The 25,139-nt window shown below is 65.4% G+C and carries 19 protein-coding genes; 13 read left to right on the top strand and 6 right to left on the bottom strand.

Annotated features, from left to right (window positions below; genetic code table 11):
• Positions 1–17 precede the first annotated feature (17 nt).
• The 5 genes from DNX69_RS13430 to DNX69_RS13410 all read left to right on the top strand — a co-directional run bounded on the left by DNX69_RS13430 (position 18) and on the right by DNX69_RS13410 (position 5,249).
• Positions 18–290 carry a hypothetical protein gene (locus DNX69_RS13430; protein WP_234826968.1) on the top strand — a complete coding sequence of 91 codons (273 nt, stop codon included), beginning with the start codon at positions 18–20 and terminating at the stop codon, positions 288–290.
• Positions 291–401: 111 nt separating this feature from the next.
• Entirely contained in the window at positions 402–890 is a 489-nt protein-coding gene (locus DNX69_RS13425) for a hypothetical protein (RefSeq protein ID WP_110786483.1), read from the top strand.
• Between the two features lie 186 nt (positions 891–1,076).
• Complete coding sequence (locus tag DNX69_RS13420) at positions 1,077–2,624, top strand: Do family serine endopeptidase (RefSeq protein WP_110786482.1); 1,548 nt, start codon at positions 1,077–1,079, stop codon at positions 2,622–2,624.
• 170 nt (positions 2,625–2,794) lie between these two features.
• Positions 2,795–3,850: an SDR family oxidoreductase gene (locus tag DNX69_RS13415; RefSeq protein WP_110786481.1), complete on the top strand. Its 1,056-nt coding sequence runs from the start codon at positions 2,795–2,797 to the stop codon at positions 3,848–3,850.
• Positions 3,851–3,941: 91 nt separating this feature from the next.
• The gene (locus DNX69_RS13410; RefSeq protein ID WP_110786480.1) at positions 3,942–5,249 is read left to right on the top strand and encodes a DUF2254 domain-containing protein; all 1,308 of its coding nucleotides are present in this window, start codon (positions 3,942–3,944) and stop codon (positions 5,247–5,249) included.
• Here the strand turns inward: DNX69_RS13410 and DNX69_RS13405 are convergent.
• Together DNX69_RS13405 and DNX69_RS13400 are read right to left on the bottom strand one after the other, a co-directional pair.
• Complete coding sequence (locus DNX69_RS13405) at positions 5,246–7,468, bottom strand: alpha,alpha-trehalose-phosphate synthase (UDP-forming) (protein WP_110786479.1); 2,223 nt, start codon at positions 7,466–7,468, stop codon at positions 5,246–5,248. The genes DNX69_RS13410 and DNX69_RS13405 overlap by 4 nt on opposite strands.
• Positions 7,469–7,600: 132 nt before the next feature.
• Positions 7,601–8,701 (bottom strand): mechanosensitive ion channel family protein, encoded by a 1,101-nt coding sequence (locus tag DNX69_RS13400; RefSeq protein WP_110787613.1) that lies wholly within the window; start codon positions 8,699–8,701, stop codon positions 7,601–7,603.
• A gap of 343 nt (positions 8,702–9,044) precedes the next feature.
• Between DNX69_RS13400 and DNX69_RS13395 the strand changes: the two genes are divergently transcribed.
• Positions 9,045–9,458 carry a BA14K family protein gene (locus tag DNX69_RS13395; protein ID WP_110786478.1) on the top strand — a complete coding sequence of 138 codons (414 nt, stop codon included), beginning with the start codon at positions 9,045–9,047 and terminating at the stop codon, positions 9,456–9,458.
• A 149-nt stretch (positions 9,459–9,607) separates the two neighbouring features.
• Positions 9,608–12,040: a membrane-bound PQQ-dependent dehydrogenase, glucose/quinate/shikimate family gene (locus tag DNX69_RS13390; protein ID WP_207803148.1), complete on the top strand. Its 2,433-nt coding sequence runs from the start codon at positions 9,608–9,610 to the stop codon at positions 12,038–12,040.
• 8 nt (positions 12,041–12,048) lie between these two features.
• Here DNX69_RS13390 and DNX69_RS13385 read toward each other — a convergent pair whose 3' ends face one another.
• Positions 12,049–13,317 (bottom strand): cation:proton antiporter, encoded by a 1,269-nt coding sequence (locus tag DNX69_RS13385; protein ID WP_110786477.1) that lies wholly within the window; start codon positions 13,315–13,317, stop codon positions 12,049–12,051.
• A gap of 57 nt (positions 13,318–13,374) precedes the next feature.
• Positions 13,375–14,076, bottom strand: coding sequence for a DUF4396 domain-containing protein (locus tag DNX69_RS13380; RefSeq protein ID WP_110786476.1), 702 nt, complete (start codon positions 14,074–14,076; stop codon positions 13,375–13,377).
• Positions 14,077–14,239: 163 nt separating this feature from the next.
• On the opposite strand from DNX69_RS13380, the gene DNX69_RS13375 reads away from it, so the two are divergent.
• The gene (locus DNX69_RS13375; protein WP_110786475.1) at positions 14,240–15,166 is read left to right on the top strand and encodes a cation diffusion facilitator family transporter; all 927 of its coding nucleotides are present in this window, start codon (positions 14,240–14,242) and stop codon (positions 15,164–15,166) included.
• A 12-nt stretch (positions 15,167–15,178) separates the two neighbouring features.
• Here DNX69_RS13375 and DNX69_RS13370 read toward each other — a convergent pair whose 3' ends face one another.
• A complete protein-coding gene (locus DNX69_RS13370) occupies positions 15,179–16,564 on the bottom strand; it encodes a hypothetical protein (RefSeq protein ID WP_110786474.1) in 1,386 nt (461 codons plus the stop codon).
• 376 nt (positions 16,565–16,940) lie between these two features.
• On the opposite strand from DNX69_RS13370, the gene DNX69_RS13365 reads away from it, so the two are divergent.
• The 5 genes from DNX69_RS13365 to DNX69_RS13345 all read left to right on the top strand — a co-directional run bounded on the left by DNX69_RS13365 (position 16,941) and on the right by DNX69_RS13345 (position 23,944).
• Positions 16,941–17,810, top strand: coding sequence for an ADP-polyphosphate phosphotransferase (locus DNX69_RS13365; protein WP_110786473.1), 870 nt, complete (start codon positions 16,941–16,943; stop codon positions 17,808–17,810).
• A gap of 72 nt (positions 17,811–17,882) precedes the next feature.
• A complete protein-coding gene (gene fabI, locus DNX69_RS13360) occupies positions 17,883–18,644 on the top strand; it encodes an enoyl-ACP reductase FabI (RefSeq protein WP_110786472.1) in 762 nt (253 codons plus the stop codon).
• 23 nt (positions 18,645–18,667) lie between these two features.
• Positions 18,668–20,083 (top strand): bifunctional enoyl-CoA hydratase/phosphate acetyltransferase, encoded by a 1,416-nt coding sequence (locus tag DNX69_RS13355; protein WP_110786471.1) that lies wholly within the window; start codon positions 18,668–18,670, stop codon positions 20,081–20,083.
• Positions 20,080–21,288 carry an acetate/propionate family kinase gene (locus tag DNX69_RS13350; RefSeq protein WP_110786470.1) on the top strand — a complete coding sequence of 403 codons (1,209 nt, stop codon included), beginning with the start codon at positions 20,080–20,082 and terminating at the stop codon, positions 21,286–21,288. The genes DNX69_RS13355 and DNX69_RS13350 overlap by 4 nt, the downstream gene beginning before the upstream one ends.
• 160 nt (positions 21,289–21,448) lie before the next feature.
• The gene (locus DNX69_RS13345) at positions 21,449–23,944 is read left to right on the top strand and encodes a plasma-membrane proton-efflux P-type ATPase (RefSeq protein WP_110786469.1); all 2,496 of its coding nucleotides are present in this window, start codon (positions 21,449–21,451) and stop codon (positions 23,942–23,944) included.
• A 29-nt stretch (positions 23,945–23,973) separates the two neighbouring features.
• On the opposite strand, the gene DNX69_RS13340 is transcribed toward DNX69_RS13345, so the two are convergent.
• The gene (locus DNX69_RS13340) at positions 23,974–25,137 is read right to left on the bottom strand and encodes a GGDEF domain-containing protein (RefSeq protein WP_110786468.1); all 1,164 of its coding nucleotides are present in this window, start codon (positions 25,135–25,137) and stop codon (positions 23,974–23,976) included.
• Positions 25,138–25,139 lie beyond the last annotated feature (2 nt).

The raw sequence follows: 25,139 nt of genomic DNA, 5'->3' as shown, positions 1-25,139 counted from the left end.
CTGTCATGGCCGTTCGCTTGATCATCGCTTGGCTTGTGCTTGCCGTCGCCATCGGATGGGGCGCGTGGTTCGTTGCCCGTGCCTCGCGCCGGGCCCTTTGGCTCAGGGTTGCGATCGCCAGCCTCCTGCTGGTTGCATTCGCGGCGTCGTTCTGGATGTATGGCGATCATCTCGACAAGACGCTCGGCGCGGTGATTGGCTATTTTCTGTTGTGGGGCTCGGTGTTCGTGCTGTCGAGCGCCTGTGCCGGCGTGGTCGTCGGGACGTTGATTGCGCTGCTGCTGGGATGATCGGTGCGGCCCGCAGGCCGATGAAACCGATTGCAGGCAGAATCGTTGTGCCAGACCCGCGCGGCGGGGCTCTGCGCCGCATGCTGTCGTTTGCCCATCCGGAGGCCAGTCATGACCGTTCGTCTCGCCGCTCCCGTTTTCGCCGCCGGTTTTGCCGGTACGCTGCTGCTCGCGCCGACCGCGGGCCTCGCTGCCGGCGCGTTCGACAGTTTGGCCGGCTACTGGGCGGGGTCGGGGCGGGTGCAGATGTCGGACGGTACAGCCGAACGGATCCGCTGCCGAGCGTCGTATGCGGTCGGCGGCGGCGGGCGGCTGATGCAGCAGAAGCTCACTTGCGCCAGCGCCAGCTACAAGTTCGACATCTCCAGTAACGTTGAAGAGAGCGGCGGTCGCATTTCCGGCACCTGGAGCGAGGCGACGCGCAACGTCACCGGCAACGTCTCGGGCACGGCGCGCGGCGGCGGGATCTCGGCGCAAGTAAGCGGGCCGGGCTTCAGCGCGTCGCTGTCGGTCGCTACCCGCGGCGCGTCGCAATCGGTGACGATCGTGCCGCAAGGCAATGACGTCCGCCAAATCTCCGTTTCGATGAAGCGGCGCTGATACGCGAAGGCGGTCCTGTTCTCCGCGCCGCCGGCTCCTTCCGCAGCAGCGAACGGACCGGTGGCTCGCGTTTGCGTGATACCATCTTGCTGAACGTTAATTTCCGGCACAGCTCGCCGTAAGGTCGCTCTCCTATATTCGGTCTCATCGTTTCACATTCACGATCGACCAGATGGAGACCATGTCATGGAAGGCGACCACATCGACCACGTATCAGTGCAGAACGATGCTCACATCCGCAAAGTCTTGAGGCCACGGCGGCTCTCGCTGTTGGCCTCCGTTGCGGGCTTGAGCATGGTGGTTGCGCTCGGCGGCGCCGGATTTCTCACCCGCGAGATGCCGTCGTTTGGTTCGCCCGCCTATGCGGCCGAGAGCGGCACGCCGGCGCCGGCGGGGTTCGGCGATCTGGTCGCCAAGGTGAAGCCTGCAGTGATCTCGGTGCGGGTCAAGATCGACGAGGATCGTCAGACCACCCCGCTGGTGCGCGACGACGGCGAGCAGATGCAGCTGCCGCCCGGCTTCCAGCAGTTTGAGCGTCAGTTCGGATTCGGTGGTCCTAACGGCATGCCGAAACGGCACCAGACTATCACCGGCGAAGGCTCCGGCTTCTTCATTACCGCGGACGGTTACGCGGTCACCAACAATCATGTTGTCGACCATGCCAAGTCGGTGCAGGTCACGACCGATGATGGCACCATCTACACCGCCAAAGTGGTCGGCACCGATCCCAAGACCGATCTGGCTCTGATCAAGGTCGACGGCAAGACCGACTTTCCGCACGTCCACTTCGCCGATGCGCCGGCGCGGGTCGGCGACTGGGTGGTCGCGGTCGGCAATCCGTTCGGCCTCGGCGGCACAGTGACGGCCGGCATAGTCTCGGCGCGCGGCCGTGATATCGGCTCCGGCCCCTATGACGACTACGTGCAGATCGACGCACCGATCAACAAGGGCAATTCCGGCGGACCTGCGTTCGATACCAACGGCAACGTGATCGGCGTCAACACCGCGATCTACTCGCCGTCTGGCGGTTCGGTCGGCATCGGCTTCGACATTCCGGCCGCCACCGCGAAACTCGTGGTGGCTCAGCTCAAGGACAACGGTTACGTCACCCGCGGCTGGCTCGGCGTCCAGGTGCAGCCGGTCACGGCCGAGATCGCCGACAGCCTCGGCATGAAGCAGGCGCGCGGTGCGCTGGTCGACAGTCCGCAGGACGGCAGCCCCGCCGCGAAAGCTGGGATCAAGGCCGGCGACGTGATTGCCGCGGTCAACGGCAAGGAGGTCAAGGACTCGCGTGAACTGGCACGGACCATCAGCACGATGGCGCCGGGGTCCTCGGTCAAGCTCGACGTGCTGCACAACGGCCAATCCAAGACGATCGATCTCACCCTCGCCGAGATGCCCGGCGATCATCAGAAGGTCGCCGACAACGGTGGCGCTCACGGTGCCGGCCAGCCCTATCTTGGCCTGCGTGTCGCGCCGGCGAGCGATGTCGACGGCGCCGGTCAGAACGGTGTGGTCGTCACCGCCGTCGATCCGGACGGTCCGGCCGCCGACAAAGGCGTGCATACTGGCGACGTGATCCTCGCGGTCGGCGGAAAGTCGGTGTCGAACACCGGCGATGTCCGCAGCGCGCTGGCCGCCGCCAGCAAGGACGGCAAGAAGAGCGTCCTGATGCGCGTGAAGACAGCGGACTCGGCGGCGCGCTTCGTCGCCGTGCCGATTGCCAAGGGCTGAGCCGAACTTCTCGCATTTGCCTGGTTCTCACGAGGGACGGCTCTAGCCCGTCCCTCGTTTCGTTTGCCTTGGGTCGGATGACCGAGAATTCATCTGGCGTCGAGCAAACGGAAGCGCAACGGCCGCGTTGAGGGTGCAAACGCCTTCGTTGTTTCAGCAAAGGGATTGTTATGACTAAGCGCGAGTTCATTGAAACCGTCGTGGTGACCGGCGCCAGCGCAGGGGTCGGCCGTTCGGTCGCGGTCGCGTTCGGCCGACGCGGTTGCAAGGTGGCCCTGATCGCGCGGGGGCGCGAGGGCCTGGACAGTACCCGGCGGGAGATCGTGCGTCTCGGCGGCGAGGCGCTGGTGATTGAAGCCGATGTCGCCGATGCGCAGGCAATGGTGGCCGCTGCGGCGCGGGTCGAGGCCGAGCTTGGGCCGATTGATCTATGGATCAACAACGCGATGGTGACTGTCTATGGCGCGAGCGTCGACCTGTCGCCGGAGGAGTTTCTCCAGGTCACGCGCGTGAGTTATCTCGGTCAGGTGCACGGCACACTGGCGGCGCTGCGCCACATGCGCCCGCGCGATCGCGGCGCCATCATCTCGATCGGCTCGGCGCTGGCGTATCGCTCGATCCCGTTCCAGGCACCGTATTGCGCCGCCAAGGCAGCGACGCGCGGCTTCATCGATTCACTGCGTAGCGAGCTGGAAGCCGAGAACAGCGCGATCACTCTCACCATGGTGCATCTGCCGGCGGTCAACACGCCGCAGTTCGATTGGGCCCGCAACAAATTCCAACACAAACCGGCGCCGGTGGCGCCGATCTATCAGCCCGAAGCGATCGCCGCCGCTGTTGTCCGCGCCGCCGAGCACGCGCCGCGCGAATATTGGGTCGGTTCCTCGGCCGTGAAGGCGATCCTGGGTCAAATGCTGATGCCTTCGGTGGTCGATCGGATCCTCGCAAAGGCCGGGGTTGGTAACGAGACCGGCGACGAGCCGGACGATCCGAACCGCGCCGACAATCTGTTCGCCGCCGGACCGGGCGATCCGGGCGCGCATGGCCGGTTTGACCGACGCTCTTCTGCGGCGGCGTTTCCGTTCAATCCGACGCTGCTGCGTGCCGGCGTCGCATTGGGGGCCGCTGCGGCGGGTCTGGCGTTATTGGCTGCGGTCGTTCGCAGCGAGCGGCGAGGCTCCGCCCTTCGGTCGTCACCTCGGCTGATCACGTCCAGCGCGCGCTGACGTGGCGTTCCCGATCTGGAACTTTTTCGGTGGCCTCGGCTTGTGCTCCCGAGCCGTTCGCTGCGGGCGGGGCTCAAGATGAGGAGCCGGAGTGACCGCACGCCTTCGCAAACTGATCAACGATCTTGCCGAATCGTTCTGGCTGTTGCCGGCGTTGTTGGTGATTGTCGGCATCGTCGGGGCTCGGGGCCTGGTGGTGGTCGACAGCCAGGAGCTCGTGCCCGAGTGGCTGAACGGCTGGATTTACAATGGCGGCGCCACCGGCGCGCGCACCCTGCTTGGGGCGGTCGCCTCCTCGACCATCGGAGTGGCCGGCACCGTCTTCTCGATCACCATTGCGGCGCTGTCGCTCGCCGCGGGGCAAATGGGACCGCGCCTGCTACGCAACTTTACCCGCGACCGCGGTAATCAGATCACGCTCGGCATTTTCCTCGGAACGTTCTGCTACGCCTTGGTGGTGCTACGCAGCGTCCGAATGCCGGACGAGGGCGCGTTCATTCCACATCTTGCGGTCAGCGCAGGCATCGCGCTCGCCTTCGTCTGTGTGGCCACCTTGGTGTATTTCGTCGGCCATATGTCGGGGCGGATCAATGTCGACACGGTGGTCGGCCTGGTCAGCGAGGACGTCCGCGACGTGATGCGGACGCTGGCGACCGAGGATCGCGAGTCGGCTCCGCCGCCGCCGGAGTTCTGGCGCGACGCCGAGCCGGTTACGGACGATCGCCGCGGTTACCTGAATCAATTCGATGAGGATGGGCTCGCAACTTGGGCTTGTGAAAATGACGCCGCGATCAAGATGCTGGTGCGTCCGGGGGATTACGTGTTTCCCGGTGCCCCGATCGCGATGATCAGCCCGCCGCGCGACGGCGCTGCCGAAGCGATCCGTGCCGCCACCGCGCTGAGCCCACAGCGTTCCACGTCCACCGATCTACTCTTTGCGGTCCGGCAACTCGTCGAGGTCGGCGTGCGCGCGTTGTCGCCCGGTATCAATGATCCTCACACCGCGATCAGCGTGCTTGACCGGCTCGGTTCGGCGCTGTGCGAGATGAAACCGCTGCGGCTGCAGACCGGGGTGGCGGTCAAGGATGATCGCACTGTGCTGGTGGTGCCGCATGTCCGCTACGACGAACTGGTCGGCGCGATGTTTCACATGATCCGTCAGAACGCCGCGGGCAAGCCTTCGGTGCTGATCCGCATGATCGAAGTGATGACCTGGGTGGTGAGCTGCGAGCGTGACCCGGCGCGGATGGAGGCGGTGCGCAAGCACGCCGATCTGGTGATGCGCGACGCCGAACGGGACGTCGGGTCGCCGAGCGACCTCAGCGATATTCGAACCAGGCACCGGGCCTTCGTCGACATGATCGCCGAAGGGCCCAGAAGCTCGCTCAAGGCATCTTAGCGCGCGTCTGCGGCGAGGTCGAAGATGCGCTGGCGGCGACGGGACGCCGCGGCGTCGATCAGCATTCGCGCGGCCCAGCGATACACGTTCCACTCCCTAATCTGCTGGCGCATCGCCCGCATCCGCTCCTGCTGCTCGCGGTCCGGCATCCGCAGCGCGGTGTCGAGCGCGGTGGCCATCTCGTGCAGGTGATACGGGTTGACGATCAAGGCTGCGGCCAGCTCGCGCGAGGCGCCGGTAAAGCTCGACAGCACCAGCACGCCGCGCTCGTCGTCGCGCGCGGCGGCGAATTCCTTGGCGACCAGGTTCATGCCGTCGTGAAGGCTCGAGACGACGCAGCAATCGGCGGCGCGGAACAGCTTGAACACTTCGGCGGCGCCGTGATGGCGGATCAGCAGCCGGATCGGCGTGTAGTCCGCCGAGCCATGGCGCGCGTTGATCTCGTCGGCAAGCGCGACCGCATCGTCCTGCAGCGACGAATAGCTCGACAGCTTGCTGCGAGTCGGCGCTGCGACCTGGACGAACACCAGTTTGCCTCTCCAGTGCGGCTCGCGGCTGAGCAGATCGTCGACGGCGCGCATCCGGTCGAGAATGCCCTTGGTGTAGTCGAACCGCTCGATTCCGACCGCGAGCCGGGTGTCCGCTGCGAGGCCGAGCGCCTCGCGCACGTCCGTGCGGCAGACGTCGACCGGTGGCTGGCCTTCGAGCGCAGCCGGCGGCCATTCGATCGAGATCGGGTAGGCACGGACCATGGTCTCGTGGCCGCGGAGCGTGACGGTGGCGTGCTCGCGATCGATCCGGCTTTCGATGAAGCGGTCAACGGTCTCGAAGAAATTGTTGCAGTGGAATTGGGTATGGAAGCCGAGGATGGTCGAGCCGAGCATGCCGTCGATGATCTGCTCCTTCCATGGACAGATGCTGAAGGTCTCGGCGTTCGGCCACGGGATGTGCCAGAAGGTGATGATCGTCGCCTTCGGCAGCTTGTTGCGGATCATCCGCGGCGCCAGCGCGAAGTGATAGTCCTGCACCAGCACGATCGGATCTTCGGTCTTGGCCTCCTGCACCACGGCATCGGCGAACCGCTCGTTGATCGCCTGATACAGGCGCCAGTCGTTCTCGCGGAAGGTCGGGCGCACGAAGGCGATGTGGCACAACGGCCAGAGCCCCTCATTGGCGAAGCCGTAATAGAAGCCTTCCTGCTCCTCGTCGGTGATCCAGATCCGGCGCAGGCTGTAGGCGGGGCGATCCGGCGGAACCTCGATCCGGTCGTGGCGATCGACCGTTTCGCGATCCGCGCTGCCGCTGCCGTGCGCGATCCAAGTCCCGCCGCAGGCGCGGATCACCGGTTCTAGCGCCGACACTAGGCCACTCGCCGGGACCTGAACCGAAACGGTGTCGCCGTCGCGGTTGTGGATGTAGGGCTCGCGGTTGGAGACGATCAGCACCTCGGCTTCGGGCAGCGAGTCGCGCAGCAATTGCTGCAGCGTGGTCGGTGACCATTCGATCTGCGTCGCATTGATCGCGCTGCGGCCGACCTCGACCTCGCTGAGCAGCTTCTTGATCTGCAGATCGATCGCGCTCTGGTCGCGAGCCGCCGCGAGCGAGCTGGTCCCGGTGCGGACGTCCTCGACGGCGCGGCGCAGCGATTCCATCCAGCCGCGCAGCGTCACGAGCACGAAGATGATCGCGCCGCCCGCCATCGCGACGGCGACGCCGAGCAGCGCCGCGATGATAAAGGCGCGCGCCTCGCCGGAGCGTTTGTCGATGAAGCTCAGATCGTGCAGAATGACCAGATAGGATTTCGCGTTCCCGTGCGAGATCGGAAACGCGCCGACCATGATGCGGTGGCCGTCGATCGCGATCGTCGAGAAGCTTTCTGTGTCCGAGCGGGCGACCTTCTCGCACGAGAAGGTCGAGGGCATCATTTTGGTCGGTGCGACCAGCCGGCCCTGCGGCGCGCACAGGCCGACCGCCAGAATACGCTGATCGAGTGCAATGGCGCTGAACAACAAGGAGAGTTGTACGTCGTCGTGCTCGGTCATCGCGGTGACCACTTGGGATTGCACCGCGTTGTAGACAAGCCGCGAGCGCGCCTCGACGTCGTTGCGCGACCATTGTTCGATCAGCCGCTTTGAGAACGGCGCGATCGCCAGCCCGAGCATCACGGTCACGGCGATTCCGAGGCCGAGATATTTGAGGGCTGCTTTGGTACGCTGCATCTGCGGCCGATCTCCCCTTGTGGTCCGCAGGCTGTTTACACCACCGGGCGCGATGCGTCAGGCCGTTTCTGCGTGGCGCGGGGAAACGCCGATTCGCGCCGGGGGCCGAGGTGAATTCAAGAACGCCGCGAATCACTCCGCGGCATGCTGCGGAATCGCCGAGATGCTGACCCCGGCATCGGCCGCGCGAATCGCGACCGGCTTGGTTTCCACTACCTGTTGCCGGCTGCGCGGCAGCGCCCGCGCCATATCATCTCGCACAAAGGTGATCAGCTGCTCGCGAACCGCACAGCGAAGGTCCCACAGCGTCGATGCGGTTGCGGCGCTGACCAGCGCACGCAATTGGATCGACCGTTCGGTGGCGTCGATCACCTGCAGGTTGACGACCTTTTTGTCCCACAGCGGATGATCCTGGACGATCTGCTCCAGCTTGCTCCGAATTCGCTCGACATCGGCAGAATAGTCGACGTTGAACGTGACCGCGCCGATCAGCTCAGCGCTGTCGCGCGTCCAGTTCTGAAACGGCTTTTCGATAAAATAGCTGAGCGGAATCACCATCCGCCGCCAGTCCCACAGCTTGATGACCACGTAGGTCGAGGTGATTTCCTCGACCGTGCCGTATTCGCCCTCGACGATCACCACGTCCTGTAGCCGGATCGGCTGGGTCAGCGCGATCTGGATGCCGGCGATCATGCTCGACAGCAAAGGGCGCGCCGCGAGACCGATCGCGAGGCCGGCGACGCCGGCGGAGGCGAACAGGCTGACGCCGTATTGCCTGACGGATTCGAACGTCATCAGCGCCGCGGCGACGCCGATCACCGTGATGACGGTGGCGGCGGCGCGTTTCAGGATGCGGATCTGAGTCACCTGCTTGCGGGCGGTGAAGTCGTCCGTGGTGTCCTTCTGGAAGCTGCGCAAATACACCGCGCCGAAAATGTCGGTCACGCGCGTTGCGATCCAAGTCAGCAGTGCGATCACTGTGATCTGCAGAATGCGAATCAGGGTTTGGGCGAGGCCGGCTTCTAGCGGCATCAGCCGCAGCACCGCGACGGCCGCGAATAGGATCACGGCCAGCGCCGAGGGGCCGCGGGATTTCTGCAGGATCAGCAGCCACGCGAACCGCTGCGAGCGCTTCAGCCTGCGTTCGAGCAGCGCATACACCAGCCGATGCAAGAGCAGCGCGACGACTGCGACGGCGGTGACGATCAGCGTCACCGTGAGCCAGGGTGGCATGACATTCAGCCGGGCGGAGAGGTCGGAGATCGCACGCTGGAACAACGGAGCCTCGAATGCTGTGACGACGTCGTGCGCGCTGCACACTTGGTTCTGATGCGCTGCGGCGGGATTGGTTCCTTCCCGTCGCGTCTTCCGGGTCTCGAATGAAAGACGCAGTCGCCGAATCCGTCGTGCAACGACGCCTCCCATTTCGGACTAAGGATTCGTACGGCATCTGACGGAACATTGGTCGCACCCGGTCGCGCGGAACGCTCAATGGTATTTCTCGTTGTCGCAACAGATCGTTTGGCGGCGCCCGTGTGCCGCGAACGGCATCGATGAAACAACAAGGAGAATATCGATGATGATTTCGCGTGCGCTACCTGCCGCTGCTTTGCTGATGGGCTCTCTGGCGCTGGCGTCGAGCCCGGCTACTGCGGCGCCGATGATGGCCGGTGCGGCGACTCAGCAGGCGCCGTCGGCCGTGCAGCAGGTGCAATGGCGCCATCATGGTCACCACGGCTGGCATGGCCACCGTGGCTGGGGTCACCGCGGTTACTATCGCCACGGCGGCGGCTATGGCTGGGGTCCGGCGATCGGCGGCCTCGCGGCCGGTGCGATCATCGGCGGCGCCATCGCCAACAGCCAGGCTCAGGCGAACGCCCAGGCGCAGGCGGCGGATGCCGACGCCTACTGCTCGCAGCGCTTCAAGTCCTACGATCCGTCCTCAGGCACGTATCTGGGCTACGACGGAAATCGGCATCCCTGCCCGTAACGGCAGCGTCATCTGATTGAAAGAGCCGCGCGGTGGCCCCGCGCGGCTCTTTTCGTTGGTCCGATAGAGGACCAAGGTCGCGAGCTTGACCACGGAACGGTGCGGGGTGGGGCGCGTTGCTCGGTTCAATGGAACCAGGAGCCCGCTTCATGACCGAGCGTAACGTATCCCGCCGTGATGGAGCCGGCGTCTGGTTCGTGATCGCCCTCGGTGGTCTGATGTTCTTGTGCGGGGTGGTGCTGGCGGCCGGCGGCGCGTGGCTCGCCGCGCTGGGTGGGTCGCCTTATTATGTCGTCGCGGGTGTCGGGTTGCTCGCTACCGCAATCCTGCTGTGGATGCGTCGTGCGGCGGCGCTGTATGTCTACGGGATCGTGGTCGCCGGTACCGTGGCTTGGTCTCTGTGGGAGGTCGGCCCGAACGGCTGGGCCCTGGTGCCCCGCCTCGTCGGGCCGCTGGTGCTGCTGATTCTCGTTGTTGCCGCGACGCCATGGCTCGTCCCATTCCGTCATCGGCTGGGAGCGGCTCTCGGCTGGGCGGCCGCCTGCATCGCCGTTGCCGCGGCGGGCGCCCTGGTAATCGCATTGATCAATCAGCCGAGCACCGCGGCCGTGGCGGCCGCCGCACCTCTGTCGGGCGGTATGCAGGATCCATCGCGGCTGCACCCAGGCACGGATTGGCCCGCTTACGGTGGCAGCTACGCGGCGCGGCGTTATTCGCCGCTCGATCAGATCAAGCCCGGCAACGTCGCCGAACTGCGCAAGGTCTGGACCTATCACACCGGCGATCTTCCGAGCCAGGCCGCCAAGGGCACTTATGGGGCGGAGACGACGCCGCTGAAGGTCGGTGACTCGCTGTATCTGTGCACGCCGAAGAACATCATGATCGCGCTCGATGCTGCGAGCGGCAAGGAGCGTTGGCGCTACGATCCGAAGGTGTCCGACGAGTACATTCCGTACACCGCCGCATGCCGCGGCGTGGTCTATTACGCTGTGCCCGATGCCGACCCGCAGTCGGCCTGCGCGAGCCGGATCATCGAAGGCACGCTGGATGCGCGCCTGATTGCGGTGGACGCCCGTAACGGCAAGCCGTGCGCCGATTTCGGCCGCGACGGCGCGGTCGACACCACGGTCGGCATCGGCCAGAACGTGCCGGGGATGTACTCGATCACGTCGCCGCCTACCGTCGTGCGCGGTGTGGTGGTCACCGGGCATCAGGTGCTCGACGGTCAGAAGCGCGACGCGCCGTCGGGTGTGATCCTCGGCTACGACGCCGTCACCGGCGCGCTGCGCTGGGCTTGGGACATGGCGAAGCCGGAACTGACCGGTTTGCCGCCGAAAGGCGAAACCTTCACCCGCGGCACGCCGAACATGTGGACCACCGCTTCGGGCGACGAGGAGCTCGGTCTGGTGTATTTGCCGCTCGGCGTCTCCGCGGTCGATTATTGGAGCGGCAGTCGCGGCGAGCTCGAAAAGAAGTTCGCGACCTCGCTGGTGGCGATCGATGTCACCACCGGCAAGCCGGCCTGGCATTTCCAGACGGTGCGCAACGACGTCTGGGATTATGATCTCGGCTCCCAGGCGACGCTGGTGGATTTTCCCGGACCCGCAGGATTGGTGCCGGCGCTGATCCTGCCCAGCAAGCGCGGCGATCTGTTCGTGCTCGACCGGCGCACCGGCAAGCCGCTAACCGGAGTCGAGGAACGCCGAGTGCCGCAAGCGGGCGTCGAACCCGAACAGCGCGCCCAGACGCAGCCGTTCTCGCTCTACGCCACGTTGCAGAAGCCTGATCTGGTCGAGGCCGACATGTGGGGAATGTCACCGATCGATCAGATGGTGTGCCGCATCTTGTTCAGAAAGGCGAGCTACAAGGGCATTTTCACGCCGCCGACGACCGACCGGCATTCTATCGAGTATCCCGGCTATAATGGCGGATCGGATTGGGGCGGCATCGCGGTCGATCCGGTCCGCGGCCTGATCATCGCCAACTACAACGACATGCCGAACTACAACCGGCTGGTCCCCCGCGCCGAAGCGGACCGGCGAGGGTGGGCGCCGCGCAACCAGGCCCGCGGCAAAATCGGCGGAGCCGAAGGCGCCGGCGATCCGCAGGCCGGTGCGCCCTACGCCATCAACGTCAACGCCGGCTGGCGGCTGCCGGTCACTGGGCTACTGTGTAAACAGCCGCCCTATGGCGGGCTGCGCGCGATCGACCTGAAGAGCGGCGAGACCATGTGGGATCGGCCGCTCGGCCAGGCCCGGACCAACGGCCCGTTCGGCATTCCGTCGATGCTGCCACTCACGATCGGTACTCCGAACAACGGCGGGCCGGTGGTGACGGCCGGCGGACTGATCTTCATCGCGGCGACCACCGACAACCTCATTCGCGCCGTCGACCTCGCCACCGGCAAGACGGTGTGGACCGACGTACTGCCAGCCGGAGGGCAAGCCACGCCGATGACCTATTCGGTCGGCGGCAAACAATATTTGGCGATCATGGCCGGCGGCCATCATTTCATGGAGACCCCGATCGGCGATGAACTGGTCGTCTATGCGCTGCCGGACTCCGCGGTCGCCTCGCGCTGAGGCGACCGCTATTCCGGCGCCGGCTTGGATCGGCCGACGCCGAGGCGGCGGGTAACCCAGCCCAGGCTCAGGCCCTGGACGACGATCGTGAACAGCGCCACCGTGTAAGTGGCCGCGGCCAGCGCCGGTCTGTACTCGTTGGCGGAAATCGCCAGCACCAGTGCCACTGAGATGCCGCCGCGCACGCCGCCCCAGGTCAGGATCGCGATCGTTCCGCGTTCGAAAGGATAGCGCAGGCTCAATAGCCCGATCGGCGCCGCGACCGAGATCAGCCTCGCCACCATCACGATCGGGATCGCCACCAGGGCGAGCGGTGCCAGCGACCAATCGAAGCCGAGCACCAGCACCTCGATTCCGATCAGCAGGAACAGTACCGAGTTCAAGATCTCGTCGATCAACGTCCAGAATCCGAACAGATAGCGCTTGGTCTGGTCGCTCATCGCCAATGCGGCACCGCGATTGCCGATCAGCACGCCGGACACCACCACTGCGATCGGGCCGCTGACGTGCAGCCGCAAGGCCAAGGCATAGGTGCCGGTCGCGAGCGCGATAGAGATCAGAACTTCGATCGGATAGTCGTCGATCGCGCGCATCGCCCGATAGGCGACGTAACCGGTCACCAGTCCGAGCAGCGCACCACCACCGGCCTCCACCGCGAACATTTCGCCGAAATGCTGCAGTTCGAATTCGCCGCTGCTCGTCGTGGCGGCGGTCAGCAGCAGCGTGAACAGCACGACGCCGACGCCGTCGTTGAACAGCGACTCGCCGGAGATGTCCATCTCCAGGGTCTCTGGGATGCTGATCGCCTTCAACGTCGACAGCACCGCGATCGGGTCGGTCGGACTGATCAGCGCGCCGAACACTAGTGCCCAGGCGAAAGGCATCGGCACGCCGAACAACCCAGCCGCGTACCAAAAGCCGCCGGCAATCAGGATGGTCGAGATGAATACGCCGATCGTGGCCATCGTGGCGACGATCCATTTGCGCGCACGCAGCCGCGACAGATCGATCTGCAGCGCGCCGGCGAACAGCAGAAAGCCGAGCATGCCGTTCAGCAGCGTTTCGGAGAAGTCGATTCGTCGTAACAGGTCGGAAATCTCGTGAAAGATCGGCGCATTCGGAAACAGCAGTTCGAAACCGACCAGCACCAGCGAGGCGGCCAGCGCCATGATCAGCAGGCCGATCTGGTTGGGCAGGCCGAACAGGACGTGGTTGAGCCACGCGAACGTCGCGGTCAGCGCCAGCAGCACCGCGACGATTTCAAACAGAGACAGCATCGCAGATCCCAAAGCCCCTTGCCGGATGAGTGCTCGCCGGCTTTGCGGCCGGAGCGACTACATCCTCTCTTTGATGCCCCGGCGCAACAGCCACCAATTGACCGGATAGCTGGTCGCGAATCCGGCCAGCATCGCGATCTGCATTACGAACCAGAATTCCGGGCTCGCGACCTCTAGTTCCACGCCGAACAGGCGACGGAATATCCAGAATTGCGCCAGCGCCATCAAGCCGTACATGCCCACCTGCCAGGCCGTCAGCGACAGAGTGTCGGCCTTCACCGCAGCCCATAATCCGGCGCCGACGCCGAGCTGCCGCATCGGCGCGATCGTGTAGTACTGAAACACGATTCCGAACACGTAAGCGAAGATGTAATCGAGGATCCATACCGCGAAGATCTTCTCGGCGAAAAGGCTCTGCCACCCGAGCCACACCGCGATTGTCGGGACAGCGAACGCCAGCCATTCGGCGCAAATGTCACCCAGCGTACATCCGCTGCCACAATGCGACGCGCCCTCCGCCACCATGATGCCGAACGGCTTGTCGGGTTGCTCACCAGCGTCTGCGGCCGACAGCCGGCCGTACCGGAAGTATCCCCAGGTCCAAATGACGGTCCCGAACAACGCCGTCAGCGGCCATACCGCGTTCATGATCCACATTCTTTGCGGATGCCGGATTTCGTCGACCACGATCACGCTCGCGCAGAGCGCGCCGAGCAATAGCGAGCCGATCGCCACCAAATGGAGCCAATGAGGAATCATGAGCGGACCGCAGCTTCGATGCAGTTGCGACCACAAGTCCTGGTAACCGGGCGCGTTCCAGGCGAGGAGGACCTCGTGATCGCGGGCGGGAACAAGCTGCAGTCTGTATCGTCATTCCTGGCAGCCGCTATGTGCGCGGACCAACGAGAAGGCGGACAAGGGTATGTCGCACGCGTCGTCGAAGAAAGTGATCTATGCGGCGCTCGTAGGCAACCTCGCGATCGCCGTCACCAAGATGGCCGCGGCGGCCTGGACCGGCAGTTCGGCGATGCTCAGCGAGGGGGTGCACTCGCTGGTCGATACCGGCAACGAATTGTTACTGTTGTACGGTCTGCACCGTGCCGCCAAGTCGGTCGATGCCGCTCATCCGCTCGGTTATGGCCGCGAGCTGTATTTCTGGAGCTTCATCGTGGCGCTGCTGATCTTCTCGATCGGCGCCGGCGTCTCGTTCTACGAGGGCGTGGTTCACGTTCTCGATCCGACGCCGATCAGCGACGTCCGGGTCAGCTACATCGTGCTCGGGCTCGCCTTCGTGTTCGAGCTGGGCTCCTGGTATGTCGCCTGGAAGGGTTTTCGATCGGTCGCGCCGACGCTGGGCTATCTGCCCGATGCCGAGTACATCGAGGCGGCGACCCGCAGCAAGGATCCAACCTCGTTCATGGTGCTGTTCGAGGATTCCGCGGCGCTGCTCGGCATCGTGTTTGCGCTCGCCGGCACTGCCGCCGCGGACTGGCTTCAGATGCCGGTGCTCGACGGCGTCGCTTCGATCGCGATCGGGCTGCTGCTCGGCCTCACCGGCGCGTTCCTGGCGCGGGAGAGCAAAGGGCTATTGATGGGCGAGCCCGCCGATCCGGCGCTCCGGGACCGAATCCTGCAGATCGCGGGCGGTCACGGCCGGATCGTCAGCGCCGAGCCGATGTTCACCGTGCACCTCGCGCCCTGGCAGGTGGTGGTGGCGCTGACCCTGGATTTTCCGGACGACAGCCGCGCAGTCGAGATCGAGCGCAGCTTCGCGTCACTGGAGGCCGAGATCAAACGCAGCTGTCCGCAGGTTGTCTGCGTGTTCATCCGACCGAAATTGCAGCGCTAGCGGCGGAGGAGGTCAGTCCGCAGCGTCTTCGTCGGCACCACGGCGGCTGTGCCTGAGATAGGCGACCGCGGCGATCATCGCCGTGAAGGTCGCGATCCAGACGATCCGCGAACCGTAGCGGTCGTGCGGGCCGGAGATGATGCCGCAGACCATCGCGTTGCCGAGCAGCGCCAGCGTCACGGTGCCGGCGAGCAGGGTCACGTCGTCGAGCCGGCGCCGCCATGCCGCAGAGCCGAGAATTCCCAGCATCAGCACCATCGATCCCAACGCCACCGGGACGTGAACCAGATTCACGGCGTCGAAATTGATATCCCAATGCTGCTGCTTGGCCGCTCGCATCGCCTTGCTCTGCTCGGGCAGATAGCGCTCGATGATGCCGTAAGTGTGCGGCAGCCAGCCATTGGTGCCTTCGCCGGTGGCGACGTGCACGAGCTGGTCCCAGGTCGCCTTGGCGGCGGCCTTGGCCTGCAACCAGGGATAGGCAATCAGCGCCTGCTTCGAGATGAACTCCATCTCGTCGCTCATTCCCTCGAACCGGCCGAGCTTGTCGAACATGTTGTTGCCGCCCCACAGGAAGTCATCGCCGGTCGGCGGCAGTTCGTCCTTATAGGGGCACAGCTTGAGCTGTTGTTGCGGGCAATGGTCGTCGAGATAGCGTTTGACGATGCCGTCCTGCAGCATCCGGCCGAATGCGACGCCGGAGCCGCCGGGCGTCCAGGTCAGCTTGCCGGACAGCGCGTAATTGCAGCCGAGCACCAGCAGCGCGCCGACCACCAGCGCCGAGCTGGCCTGGGTCAGCCCGGAGGCGGTGATCCGGCCGCGCAGCCAGGGCAGCAGAACCCAGCCGGCAGCGCAGACCCCCGCGAGCACGATCATGGTGGCGCTGTGGGTCGAGGCCGCGAAGGCGGTGAAAGCGAACAGCAGGATCTTCTCGATCGTCGTGGTCTGGCCGCGATAGGCGATCAGCAGGAACAGCGTCAGCACCGACAGACCGGCGAAGATGTCCGTCAGCAGCATGCTGGTGATCCACGGCAGCGCCGTGGTGGCGATCAGGCCGACGCCGATCGCGGCGAGCCGGAACGTGCCGGTGATGCCGAAGACCCGCAGGGTCAGCTGGATGATCCAGAGCGAGACGATCGCCTGGAACGCGAGGTTGAGCCAGAACTGGGTCTGCTCGCCGAGATGCAGGTAGATGCCGTAGGAGGTCGATCGGTTGATAACGAGGTAGCCCTCGTACCAGCGCGCGAGGTAACCACCGGTGTCGTATTGGAGCAGCGGGTAGCCGTTCCAGATCGCCGGTGCCAGCATCAGCAGCGGCAGGACAAACAGTGCGATCCGCGCCGCATTGCTTCGACGCGCCTGCGCGGCGAAAACCTTACCGGGAATAGAAGTTTCCATCTCGACCGCTCTTATCAGCGCTGTGGACCGTCGGAGCCGACGGGGCCGCTCAATTGGGCCACCGAGGCCGTCCGCGGCGGCCCGCACCATAGTGATTTCCGTTGACTACACAAGCGCTTCGGGCCGCCAGCGAAGCCCGCAGCCGGGCGCAGATGAAGTACAAATGAGGTTGCTTTATGTCGGCAGTTCGCCTTGCGGCGCCGATACACGACCGGCTGCAACCTTAAGAGGGCGATGATGAACGAAGCCTGACTGAGTTCAAGGTTCAGGGAGGGCGGTGGCGGCCCCGGCCGGGAGATGGTTATAATATTCTCTCGAGCGGAAGGCGGCCGTGGCGGCAGGCCGGTTCCGCGGTGACGATCCCGAAAGGACGGAAATGAAGATCAAGACCAAGCAATTTCGGGTCGAGGAGGGCGAGAAAGTCGACCTCGGCAAAAAGCCCACCAAGGTCGATCCGTTCTACGAATCCAAGGAGCACTATCATGAATTGCTCCGCTCCCAGGTCGAGCGGCTGAGCGATCTGCAGCAACTGCTCTACGCCAGCAACCGCCACGCCATCCTGCTGATCTTCCAGGCGATGGACGCCGCCGGCAAGGACGGGGTGATCCGGCACGTAATGTCGGGGGTCAATCCGCAGGGCTGCCAGGTTTTCAGCTTCAAGCATCCGAGCGCCACCGAGCTGCAGCACGACTTTCTGTGGCGGACCACCCGCGACCTGCCGGAGCGCGGCCGGATCGGCATCTTCAACCGGTCCTATTACGAAGAGGTGCTGATCGTCCGGGTTCACCCGGACATCCTGCAGAGCGAGGCGGTGCCGAATGGCGAGAATTTCGGCAAATCGTTCTGGCACAAACGCTACCGTTCGATCCGCGATCTGGAGCAGCATCTGCACGCCAACGGCACCCGGATCGTCAAATTCTTCCTGCATCTGTCGAAGGATGAACAGCGCAAACGCTTCCTGGCGCGGATCGACGAGCCGGAGAAGAACTGGAAATTCAGCGCCGCCGATCTCGAAGAGCGTCAGTACTGGGACGATTACATGGACGCCTACGAGAAGTGCCTCAGCGAGACCTCCACCGAGGACTCGCCGTGGTATGCCGTTCCGGCCGACGACAAGGAGAATGCGCGGCTGATCGTCTCGCAGGTGATCGCCGAGACCATGGAATCGCTCAAAATGAGCTATCCGGAAACCACATCCGACCGGCGCAAAGAGCTATTACGGATGCGCGAGCAATTGCTGAAGTGAAGCGACTGCGCCGGCCGTTGGTCGCATGCGCCTGTCATGGTGATGACACGGTGCCGAGGTTACGGAGACCACATGACACTGCAAGGTAAGAAGGGCCTGGTCGTCGGCATCGCCAACGACCAGAGCATCGCATTCGGTTGCGCGCGTGCATTTCGCGACGCTGGCGCCGAACTCGCCGTCACCTATCTCAACGACAAGGCTGCGCCTCACGTCACGCCGCTCGCTGAACAGCTCGGCTGTCCGATCGTCGTGCCGTGCGACGTGCGCGAGCCGGGGCAGCTCGAAGCGGTGTTCGAGCAGATTTCCCGGCAATGGGGCCGGCTCGACTTTCTGCTGCATTCGATCGCATTCGCGCCGAAGGAGGATCTGCACGGCCGGGTCGTCGATTGCTCGCAGGTGGGCTTTGCGATGGCGATGGATGTGTCGTGTCATTCCTTCATTCGCATGGCGCGGCTCGCAGAACCGCTGATGCCGGACGGTGGCTGCCTGCTGACCGTGTCCTTCTACGGCTCGGAAAAGGTGGTCGAAGACTACAATCTGATGGGCCCGGTGAAGGCCGCGCTGGAAAGCTCGGTGCGCTACATGGCGGCCGAACTGGCGCCGAAGAAGATCCGCGTCCACGCGCTGTCTCCCGGCCCGCTGATGACTCGTGCCGCGTCCGGCATCGCGCGGTTCGATGAACTCTTGGAGCGCACCCGCGCTCGGCTGCCGGCGCACCAGCTGGTCAGCATCGACGATGTCGGCGCCGTCGCCGCATTTCTGGTCGGTGACGGCGCAAGGTCACTGACCGGCAATATCGAATACATCGACGCCGGCTATCATGTGATCGGCTGACGTCGTTCCTCCTGGAGCACGACATGGAACAGATTCAAAACCGCACCTTCGACGAGATCGAGGTCGGTGACAGCGCCAGCCTGGCGCGCACGCTGACCTATCGCGACATCGAGGTGTTCGCGGTGATGTCGGGCGACGTCAATCCGATGCACGTCGATGCCGCCTTCGCCAAGAGCGACATGTTCCATCAGGTGGTGGCGCACGGGATGTGGGGCGGAGCGCTGATTTCGACACTGCTCGGCACACAACTGCCCGGGCCGGGCACGATCTATCTCGATCAGTCGCTGCGCTTCACCAGGCCGGTACTGCTCGGCGACACGGTCACCGTGACGGTCACCGTCAAAGAGAAGAACGCCGCCAAGAAGCGGCTGCTGCTGGATTGCCGCGCCACCAACCAGCGCGGCGAAGACGTCATCACCGGCCTCGCCGAAGTGATCGCGCCGGTCGAGAAGATCTCGCGGCCGCGGGTGCTGCTGCCGGAGATCGACCTGCATCCCACCGCCCGCCGCTACGAGCGGATGATCGAGATGACGCGGGGCCTGGAGCCGATCCGCACCGCGGTGGTGCATCCGGTCGATTCCGCGTCTCTGCTCGGCGCCGTCGAGGCGGCGCGCGAGGGGCTGATCGTGCCGGTACTGGTCGGACCCGAAGCCAAGATCCGCGCCGCCGCCACTCAGGCGGCGCTCGACCTGAGCGGTTATGAGATCGTCGCCGTGGAGCACAGCGCCGCCGCCGCCGAAGCCGCGGTGGCGATGGCGCGGTCCGGGGAGGTCGAAGCGGTGATGAAGGGCGCGCTGCATACCGACGAACTGATGCACGCAGTGGTCGACGCCAGCCGCGGTTTGCGCACCGCGCGGCGGATTAGCCACGTCTATGCGATCGATGCGCCGAACTATCCGCGCGCGCTGCTGGTCACTGACGCGGCGATCAACATCTATCCGACGCTGGCTGACAAGCGTGACATCATCCAGAACGCGATTGATCTGGCGCATGCGCTCGGCATCGGCGAGCCGCGGGTCGCGATCCTGTCGGCGGTCGAAACCGTCACCGAGAGCATCCGCTCCACGCTCGACGCCGCGGCGCTGTGCAAGATGGCTGAACGCGGCCAGATCAAGGGCGGCATTCTCGACGGGCCATTGGCGTTCGACAACGCAGTGTCGGCGGAGGCCGCCAAGACCAAGGGCATCGTCTCTCAGGTCGCCGGCCGCGCCGACATTTTCGTGGTGCCGGATCTCGAGGCCGGCAACATGCTGGCCAAGCAGCTCGAGTATCTCGCCCACGCCCACGTCGCCGGCATTGTGCTCGGCGCGCGGGTGCCAATCATCCTGACCAGCCGTGCCGACAAGACGCTGGCGCGGCTCGGCTCCTGCGCGATTGCGCTGCTGCTCGCCCGGCACAAGACTGCTGGCCTGACGAACCTGTCCGGAGGTGCTGCGTGAGCGATGTGCTGTTGGTCCTCAATGCCGGCTCGTCCAGCATCAAATTCGCCCTTTACGAAGCCCACACCGAACCGACCGCCGAACACTTGATCTGCGAAGGCGGCATCGGCAGTCTCGGTCATCGCCCGCATTTCAAGGTGGTGAACGCCGACGGCACGACGCGCCATGACGATTATCTGCCCGAGGGCGCGAGCCACGACGACGCGATGGCGGTGCTGATCGGCTGGATCGAAAGCACGTTTCCCGAACACCGGCTGAGTGCGGTGGGCCACCGTGTGGTGCACGGCGGCGCGCTGTTCGACGGCCCGGTCTATGTCACGCCGGAGGTGATCGCCCAGCTCCGCTCCTTCGACAGGCTGGCGCCGCTGCATCAGCCGCACAACGTTGCGGCGATTGAGGCGCTGGCTAAGCTGCACCCAAAGCTGACGCAGGTCGCCTGCTTCGACACCGCGTTCCACCACCGTCTGCCGGAGGTCGCCACCGCCTTTGCGCTGCCACGAGAGCTGACCGCACAGGGCGTTCGCCGCTACGGCTTTCACGGCCTGTCTTACGAGTATATCGCCGGCCGGTTGCCGGACGTTGCCGGCCAGGCCGTTGCCGATGGCCGGGTAGTGGTGGCGCATCTCGGTGCCGGCGCCAGCATGTGCGCGATGCTGAGGTGTCGCAGCATCGCCACCACGATGGGCTTCACCGCCCTCGACGGCCTGATGATGGGCAGCCGCTGCGGCGAGCTCGATCCCGGTGTGGTGCTGTATCTGCTCGAAGAGAAAGGCATGACGCCGCGGGCCATCGAAGATCTGTTGTATCGCGAGTCGGGTCTGCTCGGCGTCTCCGGCATCAGCGACGACATGCGCACCCTGCTGGCGAGCGACGACCCGCGCGCCTGCGAGGCGATCGAGCTGTTCGTGTATCGGATTGCCCGCGAGCTCGGTTCGCTCGCCGCCGCGCTCGGCGGGCTCGATGCGCTGGTGTTCACCGGCGGCATCGGCGAACACGCCGCCGAAATCCGGCGGCGTGTTTGTGCGCAGGCGACTTGGCTCGGCGTCGCGCTCGATCCCGACGCCAATGCGAACCTGAAGGGGGCGGGCCGGATCAGCGCGCCGGACAGCAAAGTCTCGGCCTGGGCGATCCCGACCGACGAAGATCTGATGATCGCGCGGCATGTGTGGCGGCTCGCCGACGGCGGTAGTTCGACGAAGGGATGAGGAATCGTTCGGGTCTCCGATCGATTGCGATAGCGAGTCGGGGCGCTGCACCCAGGTGGTGAGAGACTGACGTGCAAGGCTGCCTGCACGAGGCCGGCAGTAGCAATTCACGACGGGGACCGCGGGGCGGCGAGATCTCTCGATAATCGGAGGGCACGCGATGCCCGACACCACGACTTCGTCCTCTTCCTCCCAGCAGCCAACGATCGATCATGCGATCCCGTCAGCTCCCGGCGCGTCACCGCCGGACGATTGCGGTGGCCTCACCGAGCAGGAGGCCGCCGAACGGTTGAAGCGCTATGGCGACAATGCGCTGGCCGAACATCGCGTCGGCATCGTCGAGCGGTTGCTGCATTTCTTCTGGGGTCCGATTCCGTGGATGATTGAGATCGCCGCGGCGCTGTCGGCCGTGTTGGGGCATTGGGCCGATCTTGCCATCATCCTGACGATGCTGTTCATCAATGCCGGTGTCGGGTTCTGGCAGGAATTCCAGGCCGACAATGCGGTGGCGCTGCTCAAGCAGCGGCTGGCGCTGAAGGCGCGGGTGCGCCGCGACGGCGTCTGGATGGACGTCGCGGCGCGCACCCTGGTGCCGGGCGATCTGGTGCTGGTCACGCTCGGTAACATCGTGCCAGCGGACATGAAGCTGCTGCACGGCTCCTATCTGACGGTCGACCAGTCCGCACTGACCGGCGAGTCGCTGCCGGTCGACAAGGCCGTCGGCGACGACGTCTATTCCGGCTCGATCGCCCGGCAGGGCGAGATGAGCGGCGTCGTCACCGCCACCGGGATGAACACCTATTTCGGCAAGACCGCCGGGCTGGTGCAGCAGGCCGGCTCAGTGTCGCATTTCCAACGCGCGGTGCTGCGCATCGGCAATTTCCTGATCCTGATCACGATCGGCCTGGTGCTGGTGATCGGGCTGGCGGCGCTGTTTCGCCGCGACCCGTGGGCCGAGACGCTGGAATTCGCCCTGATCCTGACCGTGGCGTCGATCCCGGTGGCGCTCCCGGCGGTGCTGTCGGTGACGATGGCGGTCGGCGCCGAGCGGCTGGCGCGATTGAAGGCGATCGTGTCGCGGCTGGTGTCGATCGAGGAAATGGCCGGCATGAACGTGCTGTGCAGCGACAAGACCGGCACCATGACCAAGAACGAGCTGACGCTCGGCAATCCCGAGCCGATGCCGGGTGTCACCCGCGACGAGCTGCTGCTCGCCGCCGCGCTGGCCTCGCGCGGCGACGCGCCTGACCCGATCGACGCCGCAATCCTCGCTGCCGCGCCGCCGGCCGAGCAGCGTGCCTCCTATCGCGTGCTGAACTTCCATCCGTTCGATCCGGTCGCCAAGCGCGCCGAGGCCGAGATCGCGCACGACGACGCGCGCTTCCGCGTCGCCAAGGGTGCACCGCAGGCGATCGCCGCGCTGTGCGCGCCGGCCGAGACCCAGGCGCAGGCGATCGCCGCGGCCGTCGAACGCGATGCCGCCCGCGGCTTTCGCACTCTGGCGGCAGCCCGGTGTGATGCCGACGGCCGCTGGCGGCTGCTCGGCCTGCTGCCGCTATTCGATCCGCCGCGCGACGATTGCGCCACGACGATCGCCGCGATCCGCCACATGGGCGTCGACGTCAAGATGGTCACCGGCGACCATGAGGCGATCGCCCGCGAGATCGCCGGCCAGTTGAAGCTCGGCCAGAACATCGTGGTGGCCGACAGCGTGTTCGGCAGCGGCGCTGCCGACGGGCCTGAGCAGGCGGCGCGGATCGCCGCCGCTGCCGGCTTCGCCCGTGTTTTCCCGGAACACAAGTTCAAGATCGTCAAGGCGCTGCAGGATTCGGGCGCGATCGTCGGCATGACCGGCGACGGAGTCAACGACGCCCCGGCGCTGAAGCAGGCCGACGCCGGCATCGCGGTCAGCGGCGCCACCGACGCGGCGCGCGCCGCCGCCGATCTGGTGCTGACTGCGACCGGCCTATCGGTGATCGCCACCGCGATCGAAGAAGCGCGGCGGATCTTCGAACGGATGAACAGCTACGCGATCTACCGGATCGCCGAGACCATCCGGCTGCTGCTGTTCATGACCGCCAGCATCCTGGTGTTCAACTTCTATCCGGTCACCGCCGTGATGGTGGTGCTGCTGGCGCTACTCAACGACCTGCCGATCATGATGATCGCCTACGACAATGCTCCGGTGGCCGAGAAGCCGGTGCGCTGGGACATGACCCGGGTGCTGACGGTCGCCTCGGTGCTCGGCGTCTACGGCGTGATCGAGAGCTTCGGCCTGTTCTGGATCGCGCGGGACTATCTGAAGCTCGAACCGTCGGTGATCCAGCCGCTGATCTTCCTCAAGCTGCTGGTATCCGGCCATATGACGATCTACCTCACCCGCAACACCGGCGCGGTGTGGCAGCGGCCGTGGCCGAGCTGGAAGCTGGTGGTGCCCGCCGAGGCGACGCAACTGATCGGCACGCTGGTCGTGGTCTATGGCTGGGCGATGACGCCGACCGGCTGGCAACTTGCTCTGATGGTGTGGGCCTATGCGCTGACCTCGTTCGTGGTGGCGAGCATCGTCAAGGTCGCGACCTATCGGCTGCTCGACCATCGCGGCGCTCGCCAAGCGCTGCACCTGCGCCGCGTCGAGGGGCACGTCGGCGCTGCGTGAAAGTCGGAGTGGGCCAGGCGTGGCGCCGGTCAGGCGACACTGTGGTCGGCCGTCTCCGTCATGCACGGCACCAGCGGGACGTCGTCGCTCCTGGCCTGGTTGCGCGGACGTGCGGGCCGGTTGCGCTTCGCCTCGTACAGTGCAGCGTCCGCCCTTTGCAGCAGATCGTTGAGCGTGACTCCGTCGGTCGGCGCCACCGCGCGGCCGAAGCTGGCGCCGAGCATCACCGTTTCGCCGGCGATCGCATAGGGCTCCGACAGCGCTGCGACGATGCGGCGCCCAAGGTCGTCGGCTTCCGCCTGATCCGACACGTTGGCCTGCACCACGACGAACTCGTCGCCGCCGATTCGGGCCGCGAGGTCCTCGTCGTCGAGTAGTTCGGTCATGCGTCCGGCAACGATCCGCAAAATCTCGTCGCCTGCGGCATGGCCGAACCGGTCGTTGGCCTCCTTGAAGAAGTCGAGATCGAGGCTGATCACCGCGAAGCCCTCGCCGTGGCGGGCCAGCCGCTTGGCGAGCTCGTTGAAATGTTCGACCAGATGCCGGCGGTTCGGCAGGTTGGTCAGCGCGTCGGCTCGCGCAAGCCGCGTCGCTTCGGCGCGCAGTGTCAATTGCTCAGCGGTGGTGGCGTGGATGTAGTCGATCAGTTCGAGGCCGCCCAAGGCGAAGATCACGAACAGCACCGCCTGAGCCGTGTGCAGCAGATCGAAATTCCATAAAGATGCCGCGACCGCCGGTGTCACCGAGACCACCAGCGAAACCTGCACGATCCACGGCCTGATCGAGAACCGCGTGGTGGTGCCTGCGCAATAGCCGAACACGAGTCCACCCGCGATCATATGCGCGTCGAGGTTGGGTAGCAGGAAGCATCGGACCGCGAACGCACCGACGCAGACGCCGGTGGAGATCACGCCGACGGCGAGCCGGCGCTCCCACAATTTGGCCATCGCGACATCGAGTGGGCGCTCTGCAACCGCGTGGTCGAAGGCGAAGCAGAGTGCGAGCCGTCCGAGTGTCACCGCCATGCCGGTGAGGCCGATCACCGCCATCACCACGTCGCGGGTCTGCCAGGCGACCGCAAGGCCGGTGGTCAGCATCGCGAAGCCGACCACGACGATGGGCCAGCGCGCGGTGTACAGCAATCGAACGAATTCGATGTAGACGGCGTTCGCGATCTTGCTGGTCGCAGTCATCA

It is taken from the genome of Rhodopseudomonas palustris (assembly GCF_003226555.1).
Taxonomy (GTDB): Bacteria; Pseudomonadota; Alphaproteobacteria; order Rhizobiales; family Xanthobacteraceae; genus Rhodopseudomonas; species Rhodopseudomonas palustris_I.
Note: the sequence above shows the minus strand (reverse complement) of the source record. Positions and strands in the feature narration are given on the sequence as shown.

Excerpts from the sequence above, each read along its gene's own strand:
- DNX69_RS13425 (WP_110786483.1), top strand. The coding sequence starts at position 402 with ATGACCGTTCGTCTCGCCGCTCCCGTTTTCGCCGCCGGTTTTGCCGGT.
- DNX69_RS13420 (WP_110786482.1), top strand. The coding sequence starts at position 1,077 with ATGGAAGGCGACCACATCGACCACGTATCAGTGCAGAACGATGCTCAC.
- DNX69_RS13415 (WP_110786481.1), top strand. The coding sequence starts at position 2,795 with ATGACTAAGCGCGAGTTCATTGAAACCGTCGTGGTGACCGGCGCCAGC.
- DNX69_RS13405 (WP_110786479.1), bottom strand. The coding sequence starts at position 7,468 with ATGCAGCGTACCAAAGCAGCCCTCAAATATCTCGGCCTCGGAATCGCC.
- DNX69_RS13400 (WP_110787613.1), bottom strand. The coding sequence starts at position 8,701 with ATGCCACCCTGGCTCACGGTGACGCTGATCGTCACCGCCGTCGCAGTC.
- DNX69_RS13395 (WP_110786478.1), top strand. The coding sequence starts at position 9,045 with ATGATGATTTCGCGTGCGCTACCTGCCGCTGCTTTGCTGATGGGCTCT.
- DNX69_RS13390 (WP_207803148.1), top strand. The coding sequence starts at position 9,608 with ATGACCGAGCGTAACGTATCCCGCCGTGATGGAGCCGGCGTCTGGTTC.
- DNX69_RS13385 (WP_110786477.1), bottom strand. The coding sequence starts at position 13,317 with ATGCTGTCTCTGTTTGAAATCGTCGCGGTGCTGCTGGCGCTGACCGCG.
- DNX69_RS13380 (WP_110786476.1), bottom strand. The coding sequence starts at position 14,076 with ATGATTCCTCATTGGCTCCATTTGGTGGCGATCGGCTCGCTATTGCTC.
- DNX69_RS13375 (WP_110786475.1), top strand. The coding sequence starts at position 14,240 with ATGTCGCACGCGTCGTCGAAGAAAGTGATCTATGCGGCGCTCGTAGGC.
- DNX69_RS13370 (WP_110786474.1), bottom strand. The coding sequence starts at position 16,564 with ATGGAAACTTCTATTCCCGGTAAGGTTTTCGCCGCGCAGGCGCGTCGA.
- DNX69_RS13365 (WP_110786473.1), top strand. The coding sequence starts at position 16,941 with ATGAAGATCAAGACCAAGCAATTTCGGGTCGAGGAGGGCGAGAAAGTC.
- fabI (WP_110786472.1), top strand. The coding sequence starts at position 17,883 with ATGACACTGCAAGGTAAGAAGGGCCTGGTCGTCGGCATCGCCAACGAC.
- DNX69_RS13355 (WP_110786471.1), top strand. The coding sequence starts at position 18,668 with ATGGAACAGATTCAAAACCGCACCTTCGACGAGATCGAGGTCGGTGAC.
- DNX69_RS13345 (WP_110786469.1), top strand. The coding sequence starts at position 21,449 with ATGCCCGACACCACGACTTCGTCCTCTTCCTCCCAGCAGCCAACGATC.
- DNX69_RS13340 (WP_110786468.1), bottom strand. The coding sequence starts at position 25,137 with ATGACTGCGACCAGCAAGATCGCGAACGCCGTCTACATCGAATTCGTT.